20 protein-coding genes and 1 CRISPR repeat array are annotated in these 24,873 nt (G+C 72.3%); of the genes, 10 read left to right on the forward strand and 10 right to left on the reverse strand.

Annotated features, from left to right (window positions below; genetic code table 11):
* Window positions 1–649 precede the first annotated feature (649 nt).
* The 8 genes from ABGA99_RS30010 to ABGA99_RS30045 all read right to left on the reverse strand — a co-directional run bounded on the left by ABGA99_RS30010 (window position 650) and on the right by ABGA99_RS30045 (window position 8,649).
* Window positions 650–1,174, reverse strand: a complete 525-nt coding sequence (locus ABGA99_RS30010; protein WP_347580822.1) for an arginine repressor — start codon at window positions 1,172–1,174, stop codon at window positions 650–652.
* Between the two features lie 22 nt (window positions 1,175–1,196).
* Window positions 1,197–2,393, reverse strand: coding sequence for an acetylornithine transaminase (locus ABGA99_RS30015; RefSeq protein WP_347580823.1), 1,197 nt, complete (start codon window positions 2,391–2,393; stop codon window positions 1,197–1,199).
* Window positions 2,390–3,340 (reverse strand): acetylglutamate kinase, encoded by a 951-nt coding sequence (gene argB / locus ABGA99_RS30020; protein ID WP_347580824.1) that lies wholly within the window; start codon window positions 3,338–3,340, stop codon window positions 2,390–2,392. Before argB ends, ABGA99_RS30015 begins: the two co-directional genes overlap by 4 nt.
* Window positions 3,337–4,503, reverse strand: coding sequence for a bifunctional glutamate N-acetyltransferase/amino-acid acetyltransferase ArgJ (gene argJ / locus ABGA99_RS30025; RefSeq protein ID WP_347580825.1), 1,167 nt, complete (start codon window positions 4,501–4,503; stop codon window positions 3,337–3,339). The genes argB and argJ overlap by 4 nt, the downstream gene beginning before the upstream one ends.
* Window positions 4,500–5,528 (reverse strand): N-acetyl-gamma-glutamyl-phosphate reductase, encoded by a 1,029-nt coding sequence (gene argC, locus ABGA99_RS30030; RefSeq protein ID WP_347580826.1) that lies wholly within the window; start codon window positions 5,526–5,528, stop codon window positions 4,500–4,502. Before argC ends, argJ begins: the two co-directional genes overlap by 4 nt.
* Before the next feature lie 164 nt (window positions 5,529–5,692).
* On the reverse strand, window positions 5,693–7,456 hold the full coding sequence (locus tag ABGA99_RS30035; protein WP_347583849.1) for a GMC family oxidoreductase: 1,764 nt from the start codon (window positions 7,454–7,456) through the stop codon (window positions 5,693–5,695).
* A gap of 128 nt (window positions 7,457–7,584) precedes the next feature.
* Window positions 7,585–8,160, reverse strand: a complete 576-nt coding sequence (locus tag ABGA99_RS30040) for a histidine phosphatase family protein (protein WP_347580828.1) — start codon at window positions 8,158–8,160, stop codon at window positions 7,585–7,587.
* 21 nt (window positions 8,161–8,181) lie between these two features.
* On the reverse strand, window positions 8,182–8,649 hold the full coding sequence (locus tag ABGA99_RS30045; protein WP_347583850.1) for a GNAT family N-acetyltransferase: 468 nt from the start codon (window positions 8,647–8,649) through the stop codon (window positions 8,182–8,184).
* Window positions 8,650–8,780: 131 nt separating this feature from the next.
* Between ABGA99_RS30045 and ABGA99_RS30050 the strand changes: the two genes are divergently transcribed.
* The gene (locus ABGA99_RS30050; protein ID WP_026276305.1) at window positions 8,781–8,984 is read left to right on the forward strand and encodes a DUF1918 domain-containing protein; all 204 of its coding nucleotides are present in this window, start codon (window positions 8,781–8,783) and stop codon (window positions 8,982–8,984) included.
* Window positions 8,985–9,040: 56 nt separating this feature from the next.
* Here ABGA99_RS30050 and ABGA99_RS30055 read toward each other — a convergent pair whose 3' ends face one another.
* A complete protein-coding gene (locus ABGA99_RS30055) occupies window positions 9,041–10,255 on the reverse strand; it encodes a family 10 glycosylhydrolase (RefSeq protein WP_347583870.1) in 1,215 nt (404 codons plus the stop codon).
* 244 nt (window positions 10,256–10,499) lie between these two features.
* Between ABGA99_RS30055 and ABGA99_RS30060 the strand changes: the two genes are divergently transcribed.
* The 9 genes from ABGA99_RS30060 to cas2e all read left to right on the forward strand — a co-directional run bounded on the left by ABGA99_RS30060 (window position 10,500) and on the right by cas2e (window position 21,944).
* Complete coding sequence (locus ABGA99_RS30060; protein WP_347580830.1) at window positions 10,500–11,357, forward strand: 3-hydroxybutyryl-CoA dehydrogenase; 858 nt, start codon at window positions 10,500–10,502, stop codon at window positions 11,355–11,357.
* A 111-nt stretch (window positions 11,358–11,468) separates the two neighbouring features.
* Window positions 11,469–12,294: direct repeats of the CRISPR family, unit length 29 nt; unit sequence GGGTCCATCCCCGCGTGCGCGGGGAGCAG.
* A gap of 303 nt (window positions 12,295–12,597) precedes the next feature.
* Window positions 12,598–15,549, forward strand: a complete 2,952-nt coding sequence (gene cas3 / locus ABGA99_RS30065; protein ID WP_347583851.1) for a CRISPR-associated helicase Cas3' — start codon at window positions 12,598–12,600, stop codon at window positions 15,547–15,549.
* Window positions 15,539–17,290 (forward strand): type I-E CRISPR-associated protein Cse1/CasA, encoded by a 1,752-nt coding sequence (casA, locus tag ABGA99_RS30070; RefSeq protein WP_347583852.1) that lies wholly within the window; start codon window positions 15,539–15,541, stop codon window positions 17,288–17,290. The genes cas3 and casA overlap by 11 nt, the downstream gene beginning before the upstream one ends.
* A complete protein-coding gene (gene casB / locus ABGA99_RS30075; protein WP_347583853.1) occupies window positions 17,287–17,973 on the forward strand; it encodes a type I-E CRISPR-associated protein Cse2/CasB in 687 nt (228 codons plus the stop codon). The genes casA and casB overlap by 4 nt, the downstream gene beginning before the upstream one ends.
* Window positions 17,970–19,196, forward strand: a complete 1,227-nt coding sequence (gene cas7e / locus ABGA99_RS30080) for a type I-E CRISPR-associated protein Cas7/Cse4/CasC (RefSeq protein WP_347583854.1) — start codon at window positions 17,970–17,972, stop codon at window positions 19,194–19,196. Before casB ends, cas7e begins: the two co-directional genes overlap by 4 nt.
* Window positions 19,193–19,888, forward strand: a complete 696-nt coding sequence (gene cas5e, locus ABGA99_RS30085) for a type I-E CRISPR-associated protein Cas5/CasD (RefSeq protein ID WP_347583855.1) — start codon at window positions 19,193–19,195, stop codon at window positions 19,886–19,888. The genes cas7e and cas5e overlap by 4 nt, the downstream gene beginning before the upstream one ends.
* Window positions 19,888–20,634, forward strand: a complete 747-nt coding sequence (gene cas6e / locus ABGA99_RS30090) for a type I-E CRISPR-associated protein Cas6/Cse3/CasE (protein WP_347583856.1) — start codon at window positions 19,888–19,890, stop codon at window positions 20,632–20,634. The genes cas5e and cas6e overlap by 1 nt, the downstream gene beginning before the upstream one ends.
* A 3-nt stretch (window positions 20,635–20,637) precedes the next feature.
* Complete coding sequence (cas1e, locus tag ABGA99_RS30095) at window positions 20,638–21,600, forward strand: type I-E CRISPR-associated endonuclease Cas1e (protein ID WP_347583857.1); 963 nt, start codon at window positions 20,638–20,640, stop codon at window positions 21,598–21,600.
* A complete protein-coding gene (gene cas2e, locus ABGA99_RS30100; RefSeq protein ID WP_347583858.1) occupies window positions 21,597–21,944 on the forward strand; it encodes a type I-E CRISPR-associated endoribonuclease Cas2e in 348 nt (115 codons plus the stop codon). The genes cas1e and cas2e overlap by 4 nt, the downstream gene beginning before the upstream one ends.
* Before the next feature lie 2,332 nt (window positions 21,945–24,276).
* Here the strand turns inward: cas2e and ABGA99_RS30105 are convergent.
* Window positions 24,277–24,669 (reverse strand): ATP-binding protein, encoded by a 393-nt coding sequence (locus tag ABGA99_RS30105; protein ID WP_347583859.1) that lies wholly within the window; start codon window positions 24,667–24,669, stop codon window positions 24,277–24,279.
* Window positions 24,670–24,873: the final 204 nt, after the last annotated feature.

The raw sequence follows: 24,873 nt of genomic DNA on the forward strand, positions 1-24,873 counted from the left end.
CGCCCACCGAGATCTACACCTCTACCGTCGTCGGCTGCGTCAGCTGTGTATTCGAGACAGCACCCCCGCGAAGAGGCGCACCCCGGATCCCCCGACCCGTGCCACCGGCGCGGACTTCCGGGGGCTCCGCCCCCGCACCCCCGCAGAGGCTGCGCCCTCACACCCCGCCCGCACCTCCGCCGCGGACTCCGTCCCCGTGACTCCGCTGCGGGCTGCGCCCGCACTCCCCGGGCGGGCCGACCCGAGGGCTCCGCCCAGCAGCCCCCGGTCCCCGCACCTTAGGCGCGGCCCCTGCCGGGGGCTCCGCCACGGATTCCGCGAAGGGCTGCGCCCGGATGCCGCCGCCCGCGCCACCTGCGGCCGCGCCGGGGCCCCGAGCGCAATCCGCCAGGGCCGCGCCCGTCTACCCCGCTCCCGACACCACCGGCGCGGACATGCCTCGAAGACCGCACCCCCGTCCCACCGACTCCGCGGACCCGCAGAACGACCCGGAGGCTCCGCACCCCGTACCCCGCAGGGCTGCGCCCCCACCACCCGCGCCGACCTCGGCCGCTACGAAGGCTCCGCCCCGCGCCCCGCCCGGCCACACAACCGCACACCCACCCACACCGGCGGCGCCGCTCAGCGCGCCTTCGGCGCGGGTATCGCGTCAGCGTTCGCGTTCGGCCAGTTTCAGCAGGTGGTCCGCGAGTGACTGGCCGCCGGCCGGGTCGCGGCTGATGACCATGAGGGTGTCGTCGCCGGCGATCGTGCCGAGGATCGCCGTCAGCTCCGCCGCGTCGATCGCCGAGGCGAGGAACTGCGCCGCGCCCGGCGGGGTGCGCAGCACGACGATGTTCGCGGACGCCTCGGCGGAGATGAGCAGTTCACCGGCGAGGCGGGCCATGCGCTCCTCCTTCGCCGACTCGCCCAGCGGCACCTGCGGGGTGCGGAAGCCGCCCTCGGAGGGGACCGCGTAGATCAGCTCGCCGCCGGTGTTGCGGATCTTGACCGCGCCCAGTTCGTCGAGGTCCCGGGAGAGCGTCGCCTGCGTCACCGTCAGGCCGTCGTCGGCGAGGAGCTTGGCCAGTTGACTCTGCGAGCGGACCGGCTGCCGGTTCAGGATGTCGACGATCCTGCGGTGGCGTGCCGTGCGCGTGTGCGGCACTGCGGGACCGTTGTGCTCCTCGGACATGTCACTCTCCGGCTCGTCGGGGCTAGGCTGCGGGACCCGCCGCGTCGAGCACGGCCGGCAGCGCGGCAAGCAGGGCGTCCGCCTCCGCCTCGCCGAGGATCAGCGGCGGGGCGAGCCGGATCACGTCCGGCGCCACCGCGTTGACCAGGAATCCCGCTGCCTGGGCCGTCTGTTGCACCTGCGGCGCGACGGCCTCGGTGAGCACCATACCGAGCAGCAGGCCCGCGCCTCGCACATGGTCGACCAGCGGGTGCCCGAGTCGGCCGATTCCGTCCCGCAGCCGCTCCCCCACCCGCTTGACCTGCGCCAGCAGCCCGTCGGCCGCGATCACGTCCAGCACCGCCAGGGCGGCGGCGCAGGCGACCGGGTTGCCGCCGAAGGTGGAGCCGTGCCTTCCGGGGGTGAAGAGGCGGGCGGCGGGCCCGAAGGCCAGCGTGGCGCCGATCGGCAGGCCGCCGCCGAGGCCCTTGGCGAGGGTGACGACGTCCGCCTCCACGCCCTGCGCCTGCGCGGCGAACCAGTGACCCGTACGCCCGATGCCCGTCTGCACCTCGTCCAGGACCAGCAGCGCGCCGGCGGCCCTGGTGATCTCACGGGCGGCGGCGAGATAGCCGTCCGGCGGTACGACGACGCCGTTCTCGCCCTGCACCGGCTCGACGATCACGAGCGCGGTCTCCTCGGTCACCGCGGCGCGCAGCGCCTCCGCGTCCCCGTACGGCACATGCGTGACCTCGCCCGGCAGCGGGCCGAAGCCCTCCTGCTTGCCGGGCTGTCCGGTCAGCGCCAGGGCGCCCATGGTGCGCCCGTGGAAGCCGCCCTCGGTGCCCACCATGTGCGTACGGCCCGTCAGCCGGCCGATCTTGAACGCGGCCTCCACCGCCTCCGCGCCGGAGTTGGCGAAGAACACCCGGCCGGGCCGGCCGGCGAGTTCGAGCAGCCGCTCGGCGAGCGCCACCGGGGGCTCGGCGGCGTACAGGTTGGAGACGTGCGCCAGCGTGGCGATCTGCTTCGACACGGCCTCGACGACGGCCGGGTGGGCGGTGCCGAGGGAGGTAACGGCGATGCCGCCGACGAAGTCCAGGTACTCGTTGCCGTCGGCGTCCCACAGCTTCGCGCCCGCCCCGCGGACCAGGGGCAGGCGCGGGGTGCCGTAGTTGTCCATCAGCGCGCCCTGCCAGCGCTCGGTCAGCTCCGCGTTGCCGCTCATGCCGCCGCTCATGTCGCAGACCTTTCCGCGTCCGGCACGACCATCGTGCCGATGCCCTCGTCCGTGAAGATCTCCAGCAGGATGGAGTGCGGCACCCGGCCGTCGATGACCCGCGCGGTGTGCACGCCGTGGCGCACCGCGTACAGGCAGCCCTCCATCTTCGGGACCATGCCGCTGGCCAGGTCGGGCAGCAGCCGCTCCAGCTCGCCGGCGGTGAGCCGGCTGATGACCTCGTCGCTGTCCGGCCAGTTCTCGTACAGGCCCTCGACGTCGGTGAGGACCATCAGGGTCTCCGCACCGAGCGCGGCGGCCAGCGCGGCGGCGGCGGTGTCGGCGTTGACGTTGAAGACCTCGCCGGCCGCGTCGGCCTCGTCGGCGGAGCGGGCGACGGAGGAGACGACCGGGATGCGGCCGTCCGCGAGCAGCGCCTCTATCGCGCCGGTGTCGATGTCGGTGACCTCGCCGACCCGGCCGATGTCGACCGGCTCGCCGTCGACCAGCGGGCGGTGCCGGGTGGCGGTGATGGTGTGCGCGTCCTCGCCGGTCAGGCCGACGGCGAAGGGGCCGTGCTCGTTGAGCAGCCCGACCAGCTCGCGCTGCACCTGCCCGGCGAGCACCATCCGCACGACGGCCATCGCCTCCGGCGTCGTCACCCGCAGCCCGGCGCGGAACTCGCTGACCAGGCCGTGCCGGTCGAGCTGCGCGCTGATCTGCGGGCCGCCGCCGTGGACGACGACGGGCCGCAGCCCGGCGTGCCGCAGGAAGACGACGTCCTGGGCGAAGGCGCGCTTGAGGTCGTCGTCGACCATCGCGTTGCCGCCGAACTTGACCACCACCACCTTGCCGTGGTGGCGGGTCAGCCAGGGCAGCGCCTCGATGAGGGTGCGGGCCTTGGGCAGGGCGGTGTGCCTGCGGGTGGGGGTGGCCGGTGCCGCGGGGGCCGCGGAGGTCGTCGTCATGAGCTGTACGCGCTGTTCTCGTGGACGTAGTCCGCGGTCAGGTCGTTGGTCCAGATCACCGCTTCCGCGCCGCCCGCCGCGAGGTCCGCCACGACGTGGACCTCGCGGTAGCGCATGTCGACCAGGTCGCGGTCCTCGCCGAACGAGCCGTTCTTGCACACCCACACGCCGTTGATCGCGACGTTCAGCCGGTCCGGCTCGAAGACGGCGGAGGTGGTGCCGATCGCGGCCAGCACCCGGCCCCAGTTGGGGTCCTCGCCGTGGATGGCGCACTTGAGGAGGTTGTTGCGAGCGATGGAGCGGCCGACCTCCACGGCGTCGTCCTCGCTGGCGGCGCCCACGACCTCGACCTTGATCTCCTTGCTGGCGCCCTCGGCGTCGGCGATGAGCTGCCGCCCGAGGCTGTCGCAGACGGCCCGTACCGCCTCGGCGAACTCCGCCTGCGCCGGCCGGACTCCGCTCGCGCCGGAGGCCAGCAGCAGCACCGTGTCGTTGGTGGACATGGCGCCGTCGGAGTCGACGCGGTCGAAGGTGGTACGGGTCGCGGCGCGCAGCGCGGCGTCCAGGTCGGCGGCGGACACGTCGGCGTCGGTGGTGAGGACCACGAGCATGGTCGCCAGCCCGGGCGCGAGCATGCCGGCGCCCTTGGCCATGCCGCCCACGGTCCAGGCCGCGCCGTCGTCGCCGCCGGCGGTGACGACCGCGGTCTTGTGCACGGTGTCCGTGGTCTTGATGGCGATGGCGGCCTTCTCGCCGCCGTGCGCGGACAGCTGAGCCGCGGCCAGCTCGACGCCGGGCAGCAGCTTGTCCATCGGCAGCAGCGTGCCGATCAGCCCGGTGGACGCCACGGCGACCTCCGCGGCGCTGTGGCCGAGTACCTCGGCGACGCGCTCGGCGGTGGCGTGGGTGTCCTGGAAGCCGCGGGGTCCGGTGCAGGCGTTGGCGCCGCCGGAGTTGAGGACGACCGCGGACACCTCGCCACCCTTGATCACCTGCTCGGACCAGACGACCGGGGCGGCCTTGACGCGGTTGGCGGTGAAGACGCCTGCGGCGGCTCGGCGCGGCCCCTCGTTGACCACGAGGGCCAGGTCCGGGTTGCCGTTCTCCTTGATCCCGGCGGCGATGCCCGCCGCCGTGAACCCTTTGGCTGCCGTGACGCTCAAGGTGCCACTCCTGTCGTAGAAAGCCCCAGCTCCTCGGGGAGTCCGAGGGCGATGTTCATGCTCTGCACCGCGCCGCCCGCGGTGCCCTTGGTGAGGTTGTCGACGGCGCTGATCGCGATGATGCGCCGGGCGCCGCCGTCGTACGCGACCTGCAGCAGCGCGGTGTTGGAGCCGGTGACCGCGCCGGTGGCGGGCCACTGCCCCGGCGGCAGCAGACGGACGAACGGCTCGTCCTGGTACGCCTTCTCGTACGCGGCGCGCACCGCCTCCGCCGTCGTGCCGGGCCGGGCCCGCGCGGTGCTGGTGGCGAGGATGCCGCGGGGCATCGGGGCGAGGGTCGGGGTGAAGGAGACCGTGACCGGCTCCCCCGCGACGGCGCTGAGGTTCTGGCCGATCTCCGGCGTGTGCCGGTGCCCGCCGCCGACGCCGTACGGGCTCATGGAGCCCATCACCTCGCTGCCCAGCAGGTGCGGCTTGAGCGCCTTGCCCGCACCGGAGGTGCCGGAGGCGGCGACGACGACGGCCTCCGGCTCGGCGAGCCCGGCGGCGTACGCGGGGAACAGGCCGAGACAGACCGCGGTCGGGTAGCACCCGGGCACCGCGATGCGCCGGACCCCGTGGAGCGCTTCGCGGTGCCCGGGCAGCTCGGGCAGCCCGTACGGCCAGGTGCCGGCGTGCGGCGTGCCGTAGAACCGCTCCCAGTCGGCGGCGTCGGCGAGCCGGTGGTCGGCACCGCAGTCGACGACGAGCACGTCGTCGCCGAGCGCCGCGGCGACGGCGGCGGACTGCCCGTGGGGCAGCGCGAGGAACACGACGTCGTGCCCGGCGAGCACCGCGGCCGAGGTCTCGGCCAGCTCGCGGCCGGCGAGCGGCGCAAGGTGGGGCTGTATGTCGCCGAGGGGGAGGCCGGCGTTGGCGTGGGCCGTAAGCGCCCCGATCTCGACCCCGGGATGCCCCAGCAGCACCCGCAGCAGCTCCCCGCCCGCGTACCCGCTCGCCCCGGCCACTGCCACCCGTACGGTCATCCGCTCCTCCTCGTCACGGCATGACTATACGGACGACGGCAGAGCTATGCAAAGAATATCCACCGGCACCCCGGGCCGGGGCGGGTGCGGCCGGGGCTGGGACGGTGTTCCCGGGGGGAAGCCGTCGTCCGGGCGTGCTGAGACGCCGCCCGGGGCGCGGCGTCTCAGCCCTGGGGCTTCGGGGGGACCTCCGGGACCGGTAGCAGCAGGGCGCCGAACGCGCCCGCCGGGACCGCCGGGTGCCGGGGGGCGACCGGGGGGACGCGGGTGTACGGGCGGTCCTGGGCGGGGCGGGGGTCCTCCTCGCCCTTGTTGGGCCACAGCGCCATCGCCCGCTCGGCCTGCGCCGTGATCGTCAGCGACGGGTTCACGCCGAGGTTCGCGGAGACCGCCGAGCCGTCCACCACGGAGATCCCGGGGTGGCCGTACAGCCGGTGGTACGGGTCGATGACGCCCTGCTCCGCGTCCTCGCCGATCGGGCAGCCGCCGAGGAAGTGCGCGGTCAGCGGGGTGCCCATCAGCTCGCCGAGGTTCGTGCCCGGCTGGCCGCCGATCTGCTCGGCGAGCAGCCGCGCCGCCTCCGCGCCCTCGGGGAGGTGCACCGGGTTGGGCGCCCCGTGGCCCTGCCGGGCCGTGAGCAGCCCCTTGCCGAGGCCCTTGTCCTTCAGGTATGTGGTCAGCGAGTTGTCGTGGGTCTGCATGACAAGCCCGATGATCGTCCGCTCGGACCACCGGTACGTCGTGGCGGTCCGCGCGACCAGCACCGGGTGCCGCAGATACGCGCCCAGCACGCGCAGCGCCTTGGGCAGCCTGCCCGTGGGCTTGAACTGCGGGACGCACAGCAGCGCCATCGCGTTGGAGCCCTTGCCGTAGCGCACGTTCTCGATGTGCGTGGTGGCGTTGGGGTGGATCGAGGAGGTGATGGCCACGCCCTTGGTGAAGTCCGGCTCGCCCGCGCCGCGCTTCTTGCGGTACGTGCGCGGGAAGGTCACCGCGCCGACCAGGGCCTCGGAGTTGGTGCGGGTCAGCTCGCCGAGGCGCGGGGAGAGCCCGGGCAGCCGGCCGGTGGTCTTCATGCGGTGCAGCAGGGTCTGCGTGCCGTACGTGCCCGCCGCGACCACGACGTGGGCGCAGCGCAGCACCTCGCGCTTGCCGCGGCGGCGCTTGTTCGTCGCCACCGTGGTCACCTCGTAGCCGCCGCCGGCGGCCTCGTGCACGTCGACGACGGTGGTGAGCGGGTGGATGACGGCGCCGCGCCGCTCGGCGAGGTGGAGGTAGTTCTCCGTCAGGGTGTTCTTCGCGCCGTAGCGGCAGCCGGTCATGCACGAGCCGCACTGCAGGCACGCGGCGCGCTCCGGGCCCGCGCCGCCGAAGTACGGGTCGGGCACCGTCTCCCCGGGAGCCGCCTCGGGCCCGCCGCCGGCGTCGCGCCCGTCGCCGTAGAAGACGCCGACGGGGGTGAGCCGGAAGGAGTCGCCGACGCCCATGCGCTCGGCGGTGGCCTTGAGGTACGTGTCCGCCTCGGTGGTCGTGGGGTTCTCCCGGACGCCGAGCATCCGCTGCGCCTGGTCGTAGTACGGGGTCAGTTCCTCCTGCCAGTCGGTGATGTGGCCCCACTGCCGGTCCCGGAAGAAGGCGGGCGGAGGCACGTAGAGGGTGTTGGCGTAGTTGAGGGAACCGCCGCCGACGCCGGCGCCGGCGAGCACCATGACGTTGCTGAGGAGGTGGATGCGCTGGATGCCGTAGAGGCCGAGGGCGGGGGCCCACAGGTAGTCGCGCAGCCGCCAGGAGTTCTTGGGCAGTTGCTCGCGGGCGAATCTGCGCCCGGCCTCCAGCACGCCGACCTTGTATCCCTTCTCGGTCAGGCGCAGGGCGGCCACCGAGCCACCGAAGCCGGAACCGATCACGATCACGTCGTACGAGCTCATCGCGTCTCGCTCCTCGCACCCGGTACTGCGGCTACCTACTTGGCAGTAGACTTACCTACCCGTAGGGAGTTGGCAATGGCCCCGACATCATCCGCCCGCCACGCTCCGCAGTCCACTCACCCCGGCGCTCACGCCCAGCTGTCGACGTGCAGACTCCACCGCCCGGGGCGCCCCGTCAGGCTGATCGCCGAGAGCGGCATCACGTCGATGTGCCAGTACGAGGCGGGCGGCGCCTTCAGCGCGTAGACCAGCGCGGCGCGGATGATCGAGGGCTCGGTGACGGCGAGCACGTGGGTGCCGTCGTCCACCGGGCGGGTGTCCAGCCAGCCCCCTATCCGCTGGATGAAGGCGATCAGCGGCTCGCCGCCGTGCGGCGCGGCGTGCGGATCCGCGAGCCAGGCGTCCACGTCGCGCGGCTCGGTCGCCATCACCTCCTCCAGCGTGCGGCCCCGCCACCGGCCCATGTCGCAGTCGCGCAGCGCGAGTTGGGCCAGCGGCGCGAGGCCGAGCACCCGCCCGGTCTCGCGGGAGCGCTGCGTGGGCGAGCAGTACCGCAACTCGGCCGCGGCCAGCGGGGAGAACACCGGAACGGCGCGCTCGGCCGCCACCCAGCCGGCCGCGTCCAGCGGCCGGTCGTCGTCGAAGCGCTCCGCGAGCCGCGAGGAATTGCGGGCCGCGGCGAGCAACGTGAGACGAACGTTCATGCGGCGATGGTAAGAGCGCTGTCAGGCTGTGCCCAGAGCCATCCACTGGCTCGGATCCGCCAGCGGCGCGAAGCCGAACCTCGCGTAGACCCCGTGGGCGTCGCCGGTCGCCAGCAGGACGCGGCGCAGCCGGTACGGCGCGAGGTGGTCGCGGACGGCGGCCACCAGGCCGCTGCCGACGCCGGCGCCGCGGGCCTCGCGGGCCACGTAGACGTCGCAGAGCCAGGCGAAGGTGGCACGGTCGGTGACGACGCGGGCGTACGCGACCTGCCCGCCGCCGGCGCGGAGGCCGCCGCCGGGATCGCCGCCGGGATCGCCTGCCGGGGCGTAGACGCCGAAGTTCAGGGAGTGGTCGATCGCGGTGTCCTGCTGCGCGCGGCTGCGGCCGAGCGCCCAGTAGGCGTCGGTGGACAGCCAGCGGTGGACGAGCGCCCGATCGAGCCGGGCGGGGTCGGTGGAGACCTCGTACGGGGCGGGAACGTGAGCCATGGGCAGAGCCTGACACGCGGTGCGTGGCCCGTACACCGGAATCCTCCGGGAGCCAAGCGCGGCAGGCGCGCCTAAACTGGCCGTCACGGACCCCATCATTTGGGGACGAGCCGGACAGGGAGGTCGACCCGATGCAGGCTGAAGTGGGCGACAAGCTGTGTGTGCACGGCCGAGTCGTCGGTCAGGAGGACCGGACGGCGGAGATCGTCGAAGTCATGGGCGCGGCCGGCGCACCGCCCTACCGGGTGCGGTTCGAGGACGGCCACGAGGCACTGGTGTCACCCGGCCCGGACTCCGTGGTCCGGCATCGGGACCGGGAGTCCGGGCAGGGCTGACGCCCGCGGCCGCGGGTGGCGGTGCGGCCGGGACGACGGGGGCCGGCGCGCGGCCGTCAGCAGCGCGGCGGCGGGGCCGGCGTGCCGTAGTGGTCGGCGACGAGCCTGCTGACCGCACCCAGCGGGTCCTGGGGCAGCAGCTTCGCGGAGAAGTACATGTTGCCCTGGACCTCCGGGTAGTCCTGGCAGAACGTCAGGTGCCGGGAGAGCTCCGCCGGGTCGAACCAGGCCGCGGGCTGGCCGGCGGCGCCGACCTTGTACAGCGCCTCGCCGATGTAGAGGTTGACGCCGGTACCCGCGACCACGTCGTTCCACCAGGGCACGATCTTGGCGTAGTCGGCGACCGCGAAGCCGATGTTCCAGTACACCTGCGGGACGATGTAGTCGATCCAGCGCTCGCGCACCCACTTGCGGGTGTCGGCGTAGAGGTTGTCGTACGTCTGCGTGCCCGCCTGGGTGTCGGAGCCCTCGGGGTCGGTGGCCGCGTTCCGCCAGACCGCGAACGGGCTGACGCCGAACTGCACGTTCGGCTTCGTCCGCTTGATGGCCCGGCCCAGCTCCGCGATGAGCAGGTCGACGTTGTTGCGCCGCCAGTCGGCCTTGTTCGCGAACGCGCCGCCGTACGTCCGGTACGTCTGCTCGTCGGCGAACTCCTGGCCCGCGACCGGGTACGGGTAGAAGTAGTCGTCGAAGTGCACGGCGTCGATGTCGTAGCGGCGTACGGCGTCGAGGATGCAGCGCTGGACGAAGCGGCGGACCTCCGGCACCCCCGGGTCGTAGTAGATCTTGCCGCCGTAGGGGATGACCCACTCGGGGTGCCGGTTCGCCGGGTGCCCGGGCACCAGCTTCTCCGCGAGCGCGTCGTTGCGCACCCGGTAGGGGTTGAACCAGGCGTGCAGCTCGAGACCGCGCCGGTGGGCCTCGCGCACCGCGAAGCCGAGCGGGTCCCAGCCCGGGTCGGCGCCCTGGGTCCCGGAGAGCCACTCCGACCACGGCTCGTGCGGCGACGGCCACATCGCGTCCGCCGTCGGCCGGGCCTGGAAGACGACGGTGTTCATCCGCCGGTCCGCCGCCTCATCGAGCCGGGCCAGCAACTGACGCTGCTGCTCGGCCGCGCTCAGGCCCTGCCGGACCGGCCAGTCGATGTTCGCCACCGTCGCCACCCACGAACCGCGCATCTGCCCGGCCGGGCGGCCGTGGCCACGCCCCGCCGCGCCGGCAGGGGCCGCCATGGCGTCGCCCGCCACGGTCACCGCGGACAGGGCGCCCACCGCCGCGGCGCCGAACCGGCGCCGGCTGAGGTGGTGCCGTCTGCCGGGAGTGCTGCTCCCCATCTGGATCCTCCGAATCGCCGAGAACAGGAATCCGACTGCGCCAAGTGGTCTGAACCACTCGTCAGTTGCGGCACATCCTCGCGTCCTGCCTCACCCGGGGACAAGAGCCATGCGCTACGCGGGTAACGTCAGGGGTCCAAAAGGGTTGCCCACACGGCAGGACGAGGGACGAGGAGAGACATTGACCGACATCGAACGCGTCGGAGTGGTCGGATCCGGCCAGATGGGCTCGGGCATCGCCGAGGTGTGTGCCCGCTCCGGCCTTCAGGTCGTCGTCGCCGAGACCACCGGGGACGCCCTCGAACTGGGCCGTACCCGCGTCACCAACTCCCTCGCCAAGGCAGCGGAGCGCGGCAAGATCACCGAGCTGGAGCGGGACGAGGCGCTGGCCGCGCTGAGCTTCACGACCGATCTCGGAGAGCTTGCGGACAGCGACCTCGTGATCGAGGCGGTGGTGGAAAACGAACAGGTCAAGACCGAAATCTTCCAGATCCTCGACCAGGTCGTCACCCGCCCGGACGCCGTCCTCGCCTCCAACACCTCCTCCATCCCGCTGATCAAACTCGCCGTCGCCACCTCGCGGCCCGAGCAGGTCATCGGGATGCACTTCTTCAACCCCGCGCCCGTCCAGCGCCTCGTCGAGCTGATCCCGGCGCTGACGACCAGCGACGAGACGCTCAAGCGGACCGAGGCGCTGGCCCGCGACGTGCTCGGCAAGCACGCCATCCGGGCCCAGGACCGCTCCGGGTTCGTCGTCAACGCGCTGCTGATCCCGTATCTCCTCTCCGCGGTCCGGATGTTCGAGTCCGGCATCGCGACGCGCGAGGACATCGACAACGGGATGGAGCTGGGCTGCGCCCACCCGATGGGTCCGCTGAAGCTCTCGGACCTCATCGGCCTCGACATCATCGCCTCGGTGGCCGACTCGATGTACGCCGAGTACAAGGAGCCGTCGTACGCGACGCCGCCGCTGCTGGCGCGGATGGTCGAAGCGGGCAGGCTGGGCCGCAAGTCGGGCGCCGGGTTCTACTCCTACTAGTTGGTTCGTACTACAGGACTCCCTACGGAGCTACCGCAGACTGGCGGCCGGCTCACGGCCGCCAGTCTTGGATCGGATCGATCCACCCCCTGGAGACCAGGGGGTACCCCAGGCTCCATCCCCGCGTGCGCGGGGAGCAGCCCGGCGGTGTGCGTGTAGAGCTGGATGTCGCCGGGTCCATCCCCGCGTGCGCGGGGAGCAGGGCTACCGGGGGCTACTGGTCTGCTACGGAGCGGGTCCATCCCCGCGTGCGCGGGGAGCAGTCCCAGGCCACGACGATCGGGAGAGCGTTCGTGGGTCCATCCCCGCGTGCGCGGGGAGCAGGCGCTACCTCCTCTTGCAGGAGGTCGTCCGTCGGGTCCATCCCCGCGTGCGCGGGGAGCAGAGATGATCGGCAAGTAGATGGCCGACAAGGGCGGGTCCATCCCCGCGTGCGCGGGGAGCAGGTGCAGCGGCTCAAGGTGGCTTTCGATCCACGGGGTCCATCCCCGCGTGCGCGGGGAGCAGCAGTACCCGCCGACGTCGAGATCGGTCACGCCGGGTCCATCCCCGCGTGCGCGGGGAGCAGAGGCGTCCCATGCTGCGCTTCACGGCTGGCTCGGGTCCATCCCCGCGTGCGCGGGGAGCAGCGGCTCTTCCTTGTTGGTGAGGCCGGCCAGATGGGTCCATCCCCGCGTGCGCGGGGAGCAGTCAAGGATGCTGGACAGGTAGCCCCACACGGCGGGTCCATCCCCGCGTGCGCGGGGAGCAGTTCCTCAACAAGGAGTTCTTCACCTACTCCCCCACGGGTCCATCCCCGCGTGCGCGGGGAGCAGGCCGACGGCAGCGTGTTCCAACCCGACGCGCTGGGTCCATCCCCGCGTGCGCGGGGAGCAGCGCAGCGCGGTCACCAGCGCCATGGACGTGCTGGGTCCATCCCCGCGTGCGCGGGGAGCAGTCTTACTGACCTGGGTGTTTACCGGAAGGTGGGGCCCTTCTGAGCAATCAACGGAGATTCGGACATTTCCACCATTCGGTCTAACCGGACAGCATGCATCGCCTCAGGTGCAACTCAGCGTACGTCCATGGGGGCTCCTGCCCGGGTAAGCCAGAAGAGCTAGCTAGTGGCTGTCGGGCGGTGGGAGGGGAGCAACAGTTGCGAACGAGCAAAACTACAAAATGTCAATCACTAGCATGAATTAACAGACAGAATCACTCAACGACGCTATGCATCATCTCGTCACGGGGTCTAATGCACGGCATGAACGGCAGGCCGCCGGATGCGGCACGTATCGGTGAGCAATTGTCCTCGCCCGCCCGAGCAGTGTGGGCGAAATCCGACCAGCGCGAGGGCGGCAGGAGCGGTGCATGGTTGCCGCTGTGGCGACATATGGCGGACAGCGGTGCCGTGGCCGGGCGGCTCTGGGACGACTGGATGCCCCGTCGGGTACGGCGGTCTGTGGCCGAGGCTCTGCCGGGTGGGGAGGCAGATGCGCGGCTTGTGGCCGTGTGGCTGGCAACGGTGCACGACATTGGCAAAGCCACGCCGGCCTTCGCCTGCCAGGTGGAGGATCTCGCCGCCGTCATGCATGACCACGGGCTGGTGATGCCGACCCGCCGTCTGCTTACCGAGCGCAGCGCGGCACCGCACGGCCTGGCCGGGCAGATCCTCTTGGACGAGTGGCTGGAGGCGCGCGGCGAGTTCGCGAAGGACGCACGCGGGCAGTTCACCGTGGTCGTCGGCGGGCACCACGGCGTGCCTCCGGACGCCGGACAGGTCAGACAACTGCGTGGCAGGAGCGAACTGTTACGCACGCGCGGGGCGTCCGAGGCTGTGTGGCGGGGCGTCCAGGCAGAATTGCTGGACGCCGCTGCCGTGGCGTGCGGGGTTCGGGACCGGCTGTCGGCCTGGAGGGACGTACGGCTTCCCCAGACCGTTCAGGTGCTGGTGTCGGCGACGGTGATCGTGGCGGACTGGATTGCGAGCAACGCCGATCTCTTCCCCTACTTCCCCGACGCGCAAGGGCAGACCTCCGCCGAGCGGCTCGAGGCGGCCTGGCGCGGGCTCGAACTCCCTGCTCCCTGGCGGGCGGTGGACCCGCCGACAGAGGCTGACGACCACTATGGCAGCCGGTTCGCCCTCCCTGCCGGTGCGCAGGTGCGCCCGGTGCAGGCCGCGGCGGTGGAGCTGGCTCGCGAACTGCCCGAGCCGGGTCTGCTGATCGTCGAGGCGCCGATGGGCGAGGGGAAGACGGAGGGGGCGCTGGCGGTGGCGGAGGTGTTCGCCGCGCGATCAGGCGCGGGCGGGTGCTTCTTCGCTCTGCCGACCAGGGCGACGGGTGATGCGATGTTCCCCCGACTCCGGGACTGGCTGGGCCGGCTGCCGGATGAGGACCGGGAGCGTGGCGCGCACTCCGTGTTCCTGGCACATGCCAAGTCCGCGCTCAATCCGCACTACACCTCGCTGATGGGCGCTCCTTCCTGCCCGTTGGCCGTGGAGACGGACGACCCACGGACGAGGGGATCGCATCGCGTCGACGGACACGTCGTGCACACCGCTGAACTGGTGGCACATCAATGGCTGCGCGGCCGGAAGAAGGGGATGCTCTCCTCCTTCGTCGCGGGCACGATCGACCAGCTCCTCTTCGGCGCGCTGAAGTCCCGCCATCTCGCCCTGCGTCACCTCACGCTGGCCGGAAAGGTGGTCGTGATCGATGAGGCGCACGCGTACGACGCGTACATGGATACCTATCTCGACGGAGCACTGGCCTGGCTGGGCGCCTACCGGGTGCCGGTCGTGGTGCTCTCGGCGACGCTCCCTGCGGCGCGTCGCCGAGAGCTGGCCCGCGCGTACGCGGGCGCGCAGGCGTATCAGGAGCCGCTTCGGCCGGACGACTCCACGCAGGCGTACCCGCTGCTTACCGCCGTCTCACCGGGCGGTAGGGCGGTTGAACGCGCGCCGGTGGCCTCCGGACGCGCTACGCAGGTGGCGGTCGAGGCGTTGGCGGACAGCCCGGAGGTTCTCGCCGAACGTTTGGCCGGTGAACTCGACGGTGGCGGTTGCGCTTTGATCGTCCGCAACACGGTGGACCGGGTGCGGGATACCGCGGCCGTCCTGCGGGCGCGCTTCGGCGCGGAGGCGGTGACGGTCGCTCACGCGCGCTTCGTGGACCTGGACCGCGCCGCCAAGGACACCGACCTTCGCGAGCGCTTCGGGCCGCCGGAGACCTGCTCTGGACGGCGGCCTCAGACCGCGCACATCGTGGTGGCCAGCCAGGTCGCCGAGCAGTCGCTGGACGTGGACTTCGACCTCCTGGTCACCGACCTTGCCCCTGTGGACCTCGTCCTCCAGCGGATGGGACGTCTGCACCGCCACGAGCGAGAGCGTCCGCCGCGGCTACGGACCGCCCGCTGCCTGGTCACCGGCGTCGAGCCGGACGACCGGGACGGGCAGTGGACGGCCCCTGACGGGCCGCCTCCCGTCCCAGTCCGCGGATCGGCGGCAGTGTACGGGGCATGGCCGCTGCTGCGCGCCGCGGCGGTGCTCCGGCCGCACCTGGCAGACGGCGGTCGCCCGGTACGGCTCCCGACGGATATCTCCCCGTTGGTGCAGGACGCGTACGGCACGGCCCCCGTGGGGCCGGCGGGCTGGCAGGACACCCTGGCAACAGCGGAGAAGTCCGACGAGGCACGGCGGGTCCAGCAGAAGAAGAAGGCCAGGACCTACCGGCTCGCCGCTCCCAAGACGCCGGGGCGGTCCCTGCTGGGCTGGATCGACGCCGGTGTAGGTGACGCGGATGACAGCCCGGCCGGGCGGCAGCAGGTACGCGATACCGAGGACAACTTGGAGGTACTCGTCGTGCAGCGCACCGCCGACGGAATGCTGCGCACTCTCCCGTGGCTGCCTCCGGACGAACGCGGGCGGCGCCGCGGCGGGCTGGAGCTGTCCACCGACGCCCCGCCGGATCCGCACCGCGCCCGGGTGGTCGCGGCCAGCGCGTTGCGGCTGCCGCGCCACTTCAGCCATGCGACCGCGGACCGTGCGGTGGCGGAACTGGAGGAGCTGTACATCGGCGCCTGGCAGGGACGCGACTGCCACTGGCTGGCCGGGGAGCTGATCCTGGCGCTGGACGAGGGGTGTCAGTGCTCTCTGGCAGGCTTCGCACTGCGCTACTCGCCCGACGACGGTCTTGAGGTGACCCGTGTCTCCTGACGCCCAGGAACCGGTCCGCGACGCCGATACTGTGCCCTCCTTCGACCTGACCACACAGCCGTGGCTGCCGGTGCTGCTGCGCGACGGCGTGGAGAAGGATGTGTCGCTGACCGAGGTGTTCGAGCGAGCCGACGACATCCGGCGGATTCCGGGCGACCTGCCCACCCAGGAGTTCGCCCTGGTCCGGCTGCTGCTGGCGGTGCTGTACGACGCACTGGAAGGTGGACCGCCGACGCGGGACGCGTGGGCGGAGCTGTGGCAGGCAGGTCCGGAGGGCTTCCCGGCCGAGCAGGTGGTGGCGTACCTGTCAGAGCATCGGGAGCGGTTCGACCTGCTGCACCGGGAGCGCCCCTTCTTCCAGGTGGCGGACCTGCGGACAGCAAAGGACGAGGTCTTCTGCCTGGACCGGATCGTCGCGGACGTCCCCAACAACGACCGCTTCCTCAGCATGCGGGCGCACGGCGCACAGCGGTTGTCCTTCGCCGAGGCGGCCCGCTGGGTGGTTCACGCACACGCCTGGGACGTCTCGGGCATCAAAACCGGCGCCGTGGGTGACCCGCGGCTCAAGGCGGGCAAGGTCTATCCGCAGGGCGTCGGATCGGTTGGGATGCTCGGCGGCGTCCTCGCGGAGGGGGACACCCTGCGCGAGACGCTCCTGATGAACCTGATCCCCCGCGAGGACGACGACCTGCTGCGGCACGATGACGAGGACCAGCCCGTCTGGCGCCGCCCGCAGCCGCTCGGGGCAGCTCCGTTGCCCGAGCCCGAAGCCGGGCCGTACGGGCCACGCGGCCTGTACACCTGGCCCGCCAGGCGGGTGCGGCTGCACCATGACGGCCGTGAAGCGTACGGCGTGGTGCTCGCCTACGGGGACCCGCTTCCCTATCGGGACATGCACGGCTGCGAGCCGATGACCGGCTGGCGGCGCAGCGCGCAGCAGGAGAAGAAGCTGCGGACCAGCCCGGTCTACCTCCCGCGCACCCATGATCCGGCCCGCGCCGCCTGGCGGGGTCTGGCCTCGCTGATCACCGGCTATCCGCCCGAAGCAGCGCAGCGTGCCGCCGACCGGGGCGCGGCACCGGGCCTCACCCCTCGTGTACTGGAGTGGCTGGGTCGCATGGCGGAAGAAGGTGCCGTGCTGGGCCTGGACCACCTGCTGAGGGTGCGGCTGCTGGGCTGCGAGTACGGCACCCAGCAATCGGTGGTCGCCGATGTGGTGGACGACAGCCTGAGCCTGTCCGTGGCACTGCTCTCGCAGCGGGGCAGCAGGCTGCGGGACACGGCGGTACGGGCCGTGCAACTCGCCGAGACCGCGGTCTGGCTGCTGGGCAACCTCGCCGCGGGGCTCGCCGAGGCCGCGGGCGCCGAGCAGGCGACGCCGCGGGCGGAGGCCCGCGACCGGGGCTTCGGCGAGTTGGAGGGCCCCTTCCTCCAGTGGCTGGCAGCGCTCAGGTCCGGCGCGGCTACCGGGGAACGGCTGGAGAGCTGGCGCCGCACCGCGCACGACCGGGTGCGCGCGCTCGGCTCGGAGCTGGTCGAGTCCGCCGGCGAGGCCGCCTGGGAAGGCCGCGTGCGGCCGACCGCGAAGGGCGGCACGTACTGGTTGAACTCCGCGAGCGTGGAACGCGGATTCCGCAGCGAACTGCGCAAGCGCGTGCTGGCGCCGGAGGACGACGGCCCCCCACCCGGCCCCGCTGGCGATTCCCCCTCACCAAGCCGACCAGAGGAGCCCGCGCCATGACCACCAGCAGCCCCACGCCCACTACAGCGCGGTGGGACGCGTACGAACCGGGGCTCGCCGGCCGTACGGTACGGGCGTGCCTGGAGCCGATCCAGCGCGGCTATGTGTCGAACGATGAGCCGTGGGCCGTTGCCCGGCTCGCCCAGCTCCGGCGCGGCGCGGGGAAGGCACCGGAGGAGGTCCCGGAGCTGTTCGGCCTGATCGACATGGATGCGCTCTACACGCCGGAGGGGCGGGTGCGCGGCAGTGAGCACGGACCCACCGCCGTTCACCTGGCAGTCACCTTGTACGCACTGCACCAGCAGTCCCAGCGGGCCAGCCGGATGCACGTTATCGGCCCGCAGCTCGGCGGCGCCGTTCGCGCGTTGATGCCGCAAGGCGAGATCGACGAGCCGCTGCGCCGTCGTTTCGTCCGGGCCGCCGGGGCCACGTCGGCGAACGTGCTGGCCTACCGGCTGCGGGAGTTGATCCTGCTGCTGCGCCGCGCGGGCGAGCCGCTGGACTACGGCCGGCTCGCTGACCAGATCGAGCGGATCCTCGATCCCACCCGGCGCCTGGCCGTCCGCCGGGAGTGGGGCCGTGACTTCCACTCCTGGCGTCCGCGCAAAGACGCCGAGGGCGCGCATCCCACCAACGAAGGCGGTTCACCCGCCACCGGGCATGACAGTGAGGAACACCCGTGAGCCGTACGATCGTTGACATCCACGTTCTCCAGACGGTCCCGCCGAGCAACCTGAACCGGGACGACACCGGCACACCCAAGTCCGCCGTCTACGGCGGGGTGCGCCGTTCCCGGGTCTCCAGCCAGGCGTGGAAGCGCGCTACCCGTACAGAGTTCCGGCAGTTGCTGGACCCGGCCGAGCTGGGCGTGCGCACGAAGAAGGTCGCCGAGCTGATCGGCGAGACGATCCGGGAGCTTCAGCCGGAGGTCACCCCCGAGGAGTCATGGGAGCTGGCCAAGGCCGTGGTGGAGGCGGGTACCGGTGCCAGCCTTGCCGTACCCGAGCGCAAGAAGCCCAAGAAGAACAAGGATTCCACCAAGGCCGCCAAGGCCGCCGAGGAGGCCGAGGAGGCGGTGCCGCTGCCGCCCGAGTCCAAGTACCTGATGTTCCTCAGCGCCCGGCAGCGGCGCGGGCTGGCAGAGCTGGCGCTCGAGGGCCGTCCGGACATCGGCGGGTTCCTCAAGACCAAGGAGAACAAGGAGCGCGCCAGGGAGATCGCCGACACCCGCCACTCCGTCGACATCGCCCTCTTCGGCCGGATGGTCGCCGACGGAGCCGACATCAATGTGGACGCCGCCGCCCAGGTCGCGCACGCCCTCAGCGTCCACGCGGTGGAGAACGAGTCGGACTACTACACGGCGGTGGACGACGAGAACAAGACGGACGAGACCGGCGCCGGGATGATCGGCACCGTGGAGTTCAACTCCGCGACGCTGTACCGCTACGCCGCCCTGGACGTCGACCGGTTGGCTGACAACCTCGGCCAGGGTTTGGACGAGGACGCCGACGGGGCCACGCCGGTGCGCCGGGCGGTCGAAGCGTTCGTCCGCGGCTTCGTCTCCTCCTTGCCCACCGGCAAGATCAACACCTTCGCCCACCACACCCCTCCGGACGCCGTGGTGGTCAAGCTGCGCGACAGCCGACCGGTCAACTTCGTGGGGGCGTTCGAGGAGCCGACGATGGCCGAGTCGGGCAGAGGCCACGTCCGGCAGGCCAGCGAGCGTCTGGCCGAACAGATCGCCGTTGTGGAGCAGGAGTTCAACGAGGAGGCCCTGGCGACCTGGGTGGTCCTCGCCGGTCGCAACACCGCCAAGCTCGCCGAGGCCGGCACCAGGGTCACCCTGGACGAGTTGGTGGCGAGCGTCGGCGCGGCGGTCACGGAGCGACAGGGCGGCAGGCAGTGAGTGTCCTGCTGCTCCAGCTCGCCGGCCCGCTCCAGTCCTGGGGCGCCGCCTCGCGCTTCCCCCGGCGGTCCACGGAGTCGGCGCCGACCAAGAGCGGGGTGCTCGGGCTGCTCGCCGCCGCCCAGGGCCGCCCCCGTACCGCCGATCTGTCGGATCTCGCCGCGCTGCGCTTTGGTGTACGCGTCGATCAACCAGGTACGCGCGTGCGGGACTTCCACACGGCGCATCACCAGGCCAGCGGCAAGGCGATGCCGGTCACCGAGCGCTTCTACCTCGCCGACGCGGTGTTCCTGGCCGCGGTCGAGGGCGAACGGGCGCTGATCGAGAGGCTGCACGCGGCAGTGCGTGCGCCGCACTTCCTGCCGTTCCTCGGCCGCCGCGCCTGCCCACCCGCACGACGGCTCGACCTGGGCATCCGGCACGACACAGGGCTGGAGGGGGCGTTGCTGAAGCACCCGTGGCTCGCCTCGGCCTGGTATCGGAAGCAGACCACCCGCACCGCCCCCGACCAGCTTCCCGTGCTGCTGGACTCCACACCCGACGACCCACCCGGTGACGTCGTGGCCGACCAGCCGCTCAGCTTCGATCCGCGCCACCGCCGGTACGCCCGCCGGTCGGTGCGGCACGACGCCGTACCGCGGCCGGTCGAGGTCCCGGAGCACGACCCGATGCCACTGCTGGAGAGCGACTGATGTACCTCACGCGCTTCCGCATCAACCCCGCCCGCCCCGGAGCCCGCTACCTGCTGTCCTCACCGCAGCGCCTGCACGCGGCGCTGCTCGCCGGTTTCCCCGGCCTGCCTGCCGACCCCGAAGCCCGGCCCCGCATCCTCTGGCGCCTGGACCACGGAGACCGTACCGACGTGCAGGTCTACCTCGTCGGCCCTGACCGTCCCGACCTCACGGGCCTGGTGGAGCAGGCCGGCTGGCCCGCGCTGGCCGAGCCCGGTGCCCCCGGCTGGGAGACCCGGCACTACCAGCCGTTCCTGCGACGCCTGGCCAAGGGCGACCGCTGGTCGTTCCGGCTGACCGCCAATCCGGTGCACTGCATCCGCCGCAAGGACGGGGAGCCGACCAAGCGCACGGCGCACGTCTCCCCGCGCCACCAGCTCGGCTGGCTGCTGAAACAGCAGGCGAGGCACGGCTTCGAGCTGCTACCGGGCGTGGCGCCGGAAGGTGAGGATCCGCTGTACCGGTACGCCGTGGTCGTCCACGGCCGCCGCGACCTCTCCTTCCGTAAACGCCCCGGCGACCCGGCGCCTCCCGCAGGCCGGAAGGGAAACGGCTCGCGCGGCGGCCCGGTCACCCTGGTCACCACCGTCTTCAGCGGCCGACTGGAGGTCACCGACCCCGCGGCCCTGCGGAACGCCCTCACCCAGGGCATCGGCCGGGGCAAAGCGTACGGCTGCGGACTGCTCACCCTGGCACCGCAGGAGTAGCCGATGACCACCGTCAGCAGGCGCGGCGCCTCCTCACCACGCGAACTCACCCGGATCGGCGACCGGTTGTCCTTCGTCTACCTGGAGCGCGCCGTCATCCACTGCGTCGACAATGCGATCACCGCCGCCGACGGCGATGGTGTACGCCACCTCCCGTCCGCGACCATCGGCACGCTGCTGCTCGGACCGGGCACGAAGATCTCCCAACAGGCGGTCCGGCTGCTGGGCGAGAGCGGCGTCGGCATCGTGTGGGTCGGAGAGCACGGCGTGCGCTACTACGCCGGTGGCCGGGCGCTCTCCCGCTCCGCCGCCCTGGCCGAGGCCCAGGCGCGGCTCTGGGCCAACCCGCGGACGCGGCTGGAGGTCGCCCGCTCGATGTACGCGCTCCGCTTCCCCGACGACGACCCGGCCGGCCGCAGCCGCCGCGAGCTGCTCGGCAAGGAGGGCGACCGCGTCAAGTCGTGCTACCGCGCCGAGGCGGCCCGCACCGGCATCCGCTGGCGCGGACGCCGCTACGTCCAGGGCGACTTCGCATCCGGCGACGCCCCGAACCAGGCCGTCACAGCCGCCGGGCAGTGCATGTACGGCATCGCGCAGAGCGTGGTCGCGGCGCTGGGCTGCATCCCAGGGCTGGGCTTCGTTCACTCCGGACATGAGCTGTCCTTCGCCCTGGACATCGCGGACCTCTACAAGACGGAGATCGGCATCCCGGTCGCCTTCGAGGCAGCCGCGGAGAGCGAGGAGGACATCGGCCCGCGCGTGCGCCGCGCGCTACGCGACCGCGTCCACGCCACCGGACTGCTGGAGCGCTGCGTCCACGACGTGAAGACACTGCTCACCCCCGGGTCGACGGCCGACTCCGCCGAGGAGGGCGACGCCCCGCAGCACGACCGGGTCACGCTCCAGTCCGACCGCGGCGAAGAAGTGGAGTCCGGCAGGAACCTCGGCGAAGGGCTGATCTGGTGACGGTGATCGTCCTCTCCAACTGCCCCGTCGGGCTGCGGGGCTTCCTCACTCGCTGGCTGCTCGAAGTCTCCCCCGGCGTCTTCGTCGGCAGTCCTTCGGCCCGTATCCGGAGCGCGCTCTGGGCAGCGGTGGAAGAGCACGCGCACGAGGGCCGCGCCCTGCTGACGTACACCACCGACACCGAGCAGGGCTACACCTTCGAGTCCCTCGACCACCAGTGGCAGCCCGAGGACCACGAGGGCGTCACGCTCATCCGCCGCCCCACCGCACAGCCCACCGCCGCGGATCGGCCACCGCGCCAGGGGTGGAGTACCACCGCCAAACGCCGCCGCTACGCCCGCTGAGCGAACGAGCCGGGGGCGGCAGGCGCCCTGAGTCTTTCGCCCTTATCCTGTCACCACCTGCTCCCTGGCAGGCAGAGAAGCCCTGTTGACAGCCCCCTGCTCCCCGCACAGGCGGGGATGGTCCCTATTGGGACATGGCTTCTCGGTGCTCCCCGCGCACGCGGGGATGTCGAGTCGGGCAGTCGCGTCCTGTGCAGTAGCTCAGTGACGCGACTGCCGTACCCCCGGATGTTGACTCACCGCCGCCGGAGCACGAGCCGAAGCCCCCTCGCCTTCCCACAGCCATCACATCGTACGGATAAGCTCACCCGCTTGATCGACCACACGAGTGATGCACACAGCACCATCATTACGGCCAACAGATCCACGCCTTCACCTCAGTTCAGCTCCGATAGGTCCCGTGCGCTCCAGCGAGCAACGCGCACGGCAATATGATGACCCATCAGCATTCAGTACACAACTATTGAGATATAGACGATGCAACCGACGTCGCCGTCACGCCAGCCATGCAAGCGCCCTCAGCAGAAGCAGTCAGAACCGGCGCGCCTTCGCCCCCGCGGGGATCCATCCCCACGCGCGGGAAGCGGTTCCTCGCCCGCAGGCGGAGGAGGCCACCACCCAGCAGGGTGCTCTCCGCGGTCGTGCGCGACTCACAACTCGGTGCTGCGACCTGCGGAGTCATCCCCCGACCGGCCACATCGCCACGCGGGACGCGGCCCACTGCGGGGCCGACGGGGCAGGCGGGCCGAGATGGCGTCCCGCCGCGCGGTGTGGCCGTTGGAGCGCCCGGAGCAGGCAGATCGCGACGTTGTTCGCCGGCTCCCGTAGGTCGCCGGGTGGCGGGCAGGCCGGGACCGGCGAAGGCCGCCGCGCCGCCGCGCCGTGGCGACCCGCCGGGGGTTGGGCGGGCGCCGGTCGTGGCCGGGCTGCGGTTCCGGGCGGGGCCCGCGTGTCGGCGGGCGCGGTGCCGTGGAGAGGCGTGCCGTTGCCGGGTGGGTGCGTTGGGTGGGCCGGGTCCTGCGGGGGCGGGGCCGGGGAGGGGGGGTGGTCGTGGGTGTGCTGCCGCGACGTGGGTTGGAGCATTGGGGCCCACCTCGAAAGCCGCCGGCCTCCGCCTGGCGGCCGGCTTCGGGAATCGTCGGCGATGGTTCGGAGCGATCGGCGGTTGGGCCCTCGCATCCCGCCCCGACCGTCCCGAAGGCCGACGTCCCGGCGCGCGACGCGTGCGCAACGTCCGTGCGGGTGCGCGTTGGTGGGCGGTATCGGCGGTAACCCCCTCCGTAAAGCGGCGCAAATCGCCCACGGGCCCCGACTTTCGCCCGCGGCAGCACGTGCCCGGGTCGGGGGTGCGGGTCGCCCTCCCTGCGGGCCCGGGCGCACGAGAAGGTGCCGAACCCGCGGTAACACTCTTCGCAAAGGGCGAATCGCCCACGTGCCTCAACTTTCGTGTATCGGCGTGCCGCGGTACCCGCCTGAGCGCCTCCCGGCCCTCGTAGCGACCGCCCGCGGTGCCCGCGCCCGGGCGCCGGGCCGCCTCCCCGGCGCCGTGTCCGCCCGCGTTCGGGGCCAGGCCCGGCTCCGACGGATACCCCCGCCCTTCGGCCGGCCCGCGAACCACCGGCGTCCCGGCGCCCGCCGCGGGGCGCATCCGCGATCAGGGCGGGCCCGGCCTCGGCACTCGCCCCCCGTCGTCCGGGCTCTGCATCCGTAGTCTCGGTCCTGGGTGCCCGCTCCCTCGGGCCACCTCATAGCTGCCGGTCTGTCCACGGGCCGGAGTCCGGGGTCAAGGGTGGGGCGAAGCCCCATCGCGAGGCGACGTTCCCACAGCGAAGCGGAGGGGACGCCCTTGACCGCCGGACGCAGGCCCGCACGATCAAGCGACGGGGTGGCCCGGGGGGTGCCCACACGACACCAGGTGCACCGGCGCGGGCCCTGGCGGAGCCGGGTTCGCGGGGCGTACCGCGGTATAGCCGGTGCCGCTTTCGGGCGGGATGCCGGAGCGCCGGTCCGCCGGCGGCGGCTGCCTGCACGGTGCGGCTCCCCGCGGCCCGGCTCACCGCGCAAGCGTCGGTTGCCGGGCGTGGCCCTCCTCGGGGCCGGGCGGCGCCGCGTACGGCGGCGAACCCCGTGGCGTACCCCCTGGGGCGGGCGGGTCGGGCTGCGGGGCTGTGAGCAGATACGTTGCCAGAGGAACTGGTGCCATGAAGCCCGAGGGCAACGGCACGGGGTGCCCGATAGCAGCCGCGCCACCGGGGCAGCCTCGCCACGTCGAGCCAGTTTGCGGCGCACAGCCTCGCTATGAACCCGGGGCCCGACACCCCGGCACGGGCCGTTAACACGACGCCTCCGCAGCGGCCTGGATCTTGAACGCCGCCCACACGAGCTTGCCGGGGCCGGAGCGGTCAGACACTCCCCAATCGTCAGCGAACGCGGAGACGAGCATCAGGCCACGCCCGCGTTCTTCGGTATCCGCGGGCGTACACAGGCGCGGAGTGCCGCCGTTGGCGTCGTGCACCTCGATACGCACGACACCCTCATCGCAGATGATCCGTACGAGAAAGCGGCGGCCGACGGGCGTGTGCTGGAGCGCGTTGGTCGCGAGTTCGGAGACGCACACGCGGATGTCGTCGGTACGGTCGCCCATGCCAACCACGGTTGCGGCGAAGTCGCGCGCCTTGCCGACCGAGGCGGCACTCCGGGCGAACATGCGCGCGTACATGGTCACGGCCTCTGCCTCGTTACGGGCGGGAGCCGTGCCGTGGCCGGTGTTCGTCTCCCCTTCGACCTCCTCGCGCCCGGAGCCATGCGGTTCTGCGGGTGAAGCGGCAGACGCTGGCCCTCCTGGTCCGCCGCCGTAAACCCTTGATTCCCTCCGCAGTTGCCCCCGGGGCGTCGTCGTTGAGGGCTCAGGCGACTCCCCGCCTGCCGC

The sequence above is a fragment of the Streptomyces sp. B5E4 genome (assembly GCF_039871555.1).
Classification (GTDB): domain Bacteria; phylum Actinomycetota; class Actinomycetes; order Streptomycetales; family Streptomycetaceae; genus Streptomyces.

Bases quoted from the DNA above. Each gene is read 5' to 3' on its own strand.
- cas3 (WP_347583851.1), top strand. From the start codon at position 12,598: ATGAACGGCAGGCCGCCGGATGCGGCACGTATCGGTGAGCAATTGTCC.
- argB (WP_347580824.1), bottom strand. From the start codon at position 3,340: ATGACGACGACCTCCGCGGCCCCCGCGGCACCGGCCACCCCCACCCGC.
- ABGA99_RS30035 (WP_347583849.1), bottom strand. From the start codon at position 7,456: ATGAGCTCGTACGACGTGATCGTGATCGGTTCCGGCTTCGGTGGCTCG.
- cas6e (WP_347583856.1), top strand. From the start codon at position 19,888: ATGTACCTCACGCGCTTCCGCATCAACCCCGCCCGCCCCGGAGCCCGC.
- ABGA99_RS30015 (WP_347580823.1), bottom strand. From the start codon at position 2,393: ATGAGCGGCGGCATGAGCGGCAACGCGGAGCTGACCGAGCGCTGGCAG.
- cas1e (WP_347583857.1), top strand. From the start codon at position 20,638: ATGACCACCGTCAGCAGGCGCGGCGCCTCCTCACCACGCGAACTCACC.
- argC (WP_347580826.1), bottom strand. From the start codon at position 5,528: ATGACCGTACGGGTGGCAGTGGCCGGGGCGAGCGGGTACGCGGGCGGG.
- ABGA99_RS30040 (WP_347580828.1), bottom strand. From the start codon at position 8,160: ATGAACGTTCGTCTCACGTTGCTCGCCGCGGCCCGCAATTCCTCGCGG.
- ABGA99_RS30050 (WP_026276305.1), top strand. From the start codon at position 8,781: ATGCAGGCTGAAGTGGGCGACAAGCTGTGTGTGCACGGCCGAGTCGTC.
- ABGA99_RS30010 (WP_347580822.1), bottom strand. From the start codon at position 1,174: ATGTCCGAGGAGCACAACGGTCCCGCAGTGCCGCACACGCGCACGGCA.
- casB (WP_347583853.1), top strand. From the start codon at position 17,287: ATGACCACCAGCAGCCCCACGCCCACTACAGCGCGGTGGGACGCGTAC.
- ABGA99_RS30045 (WP_347583850.1), bottom strand. From the start codon at position 8,649: ATGGCTCACGTTCCCGCCCCGTACGAGGTCTCCACCGACCCCGCCCGG.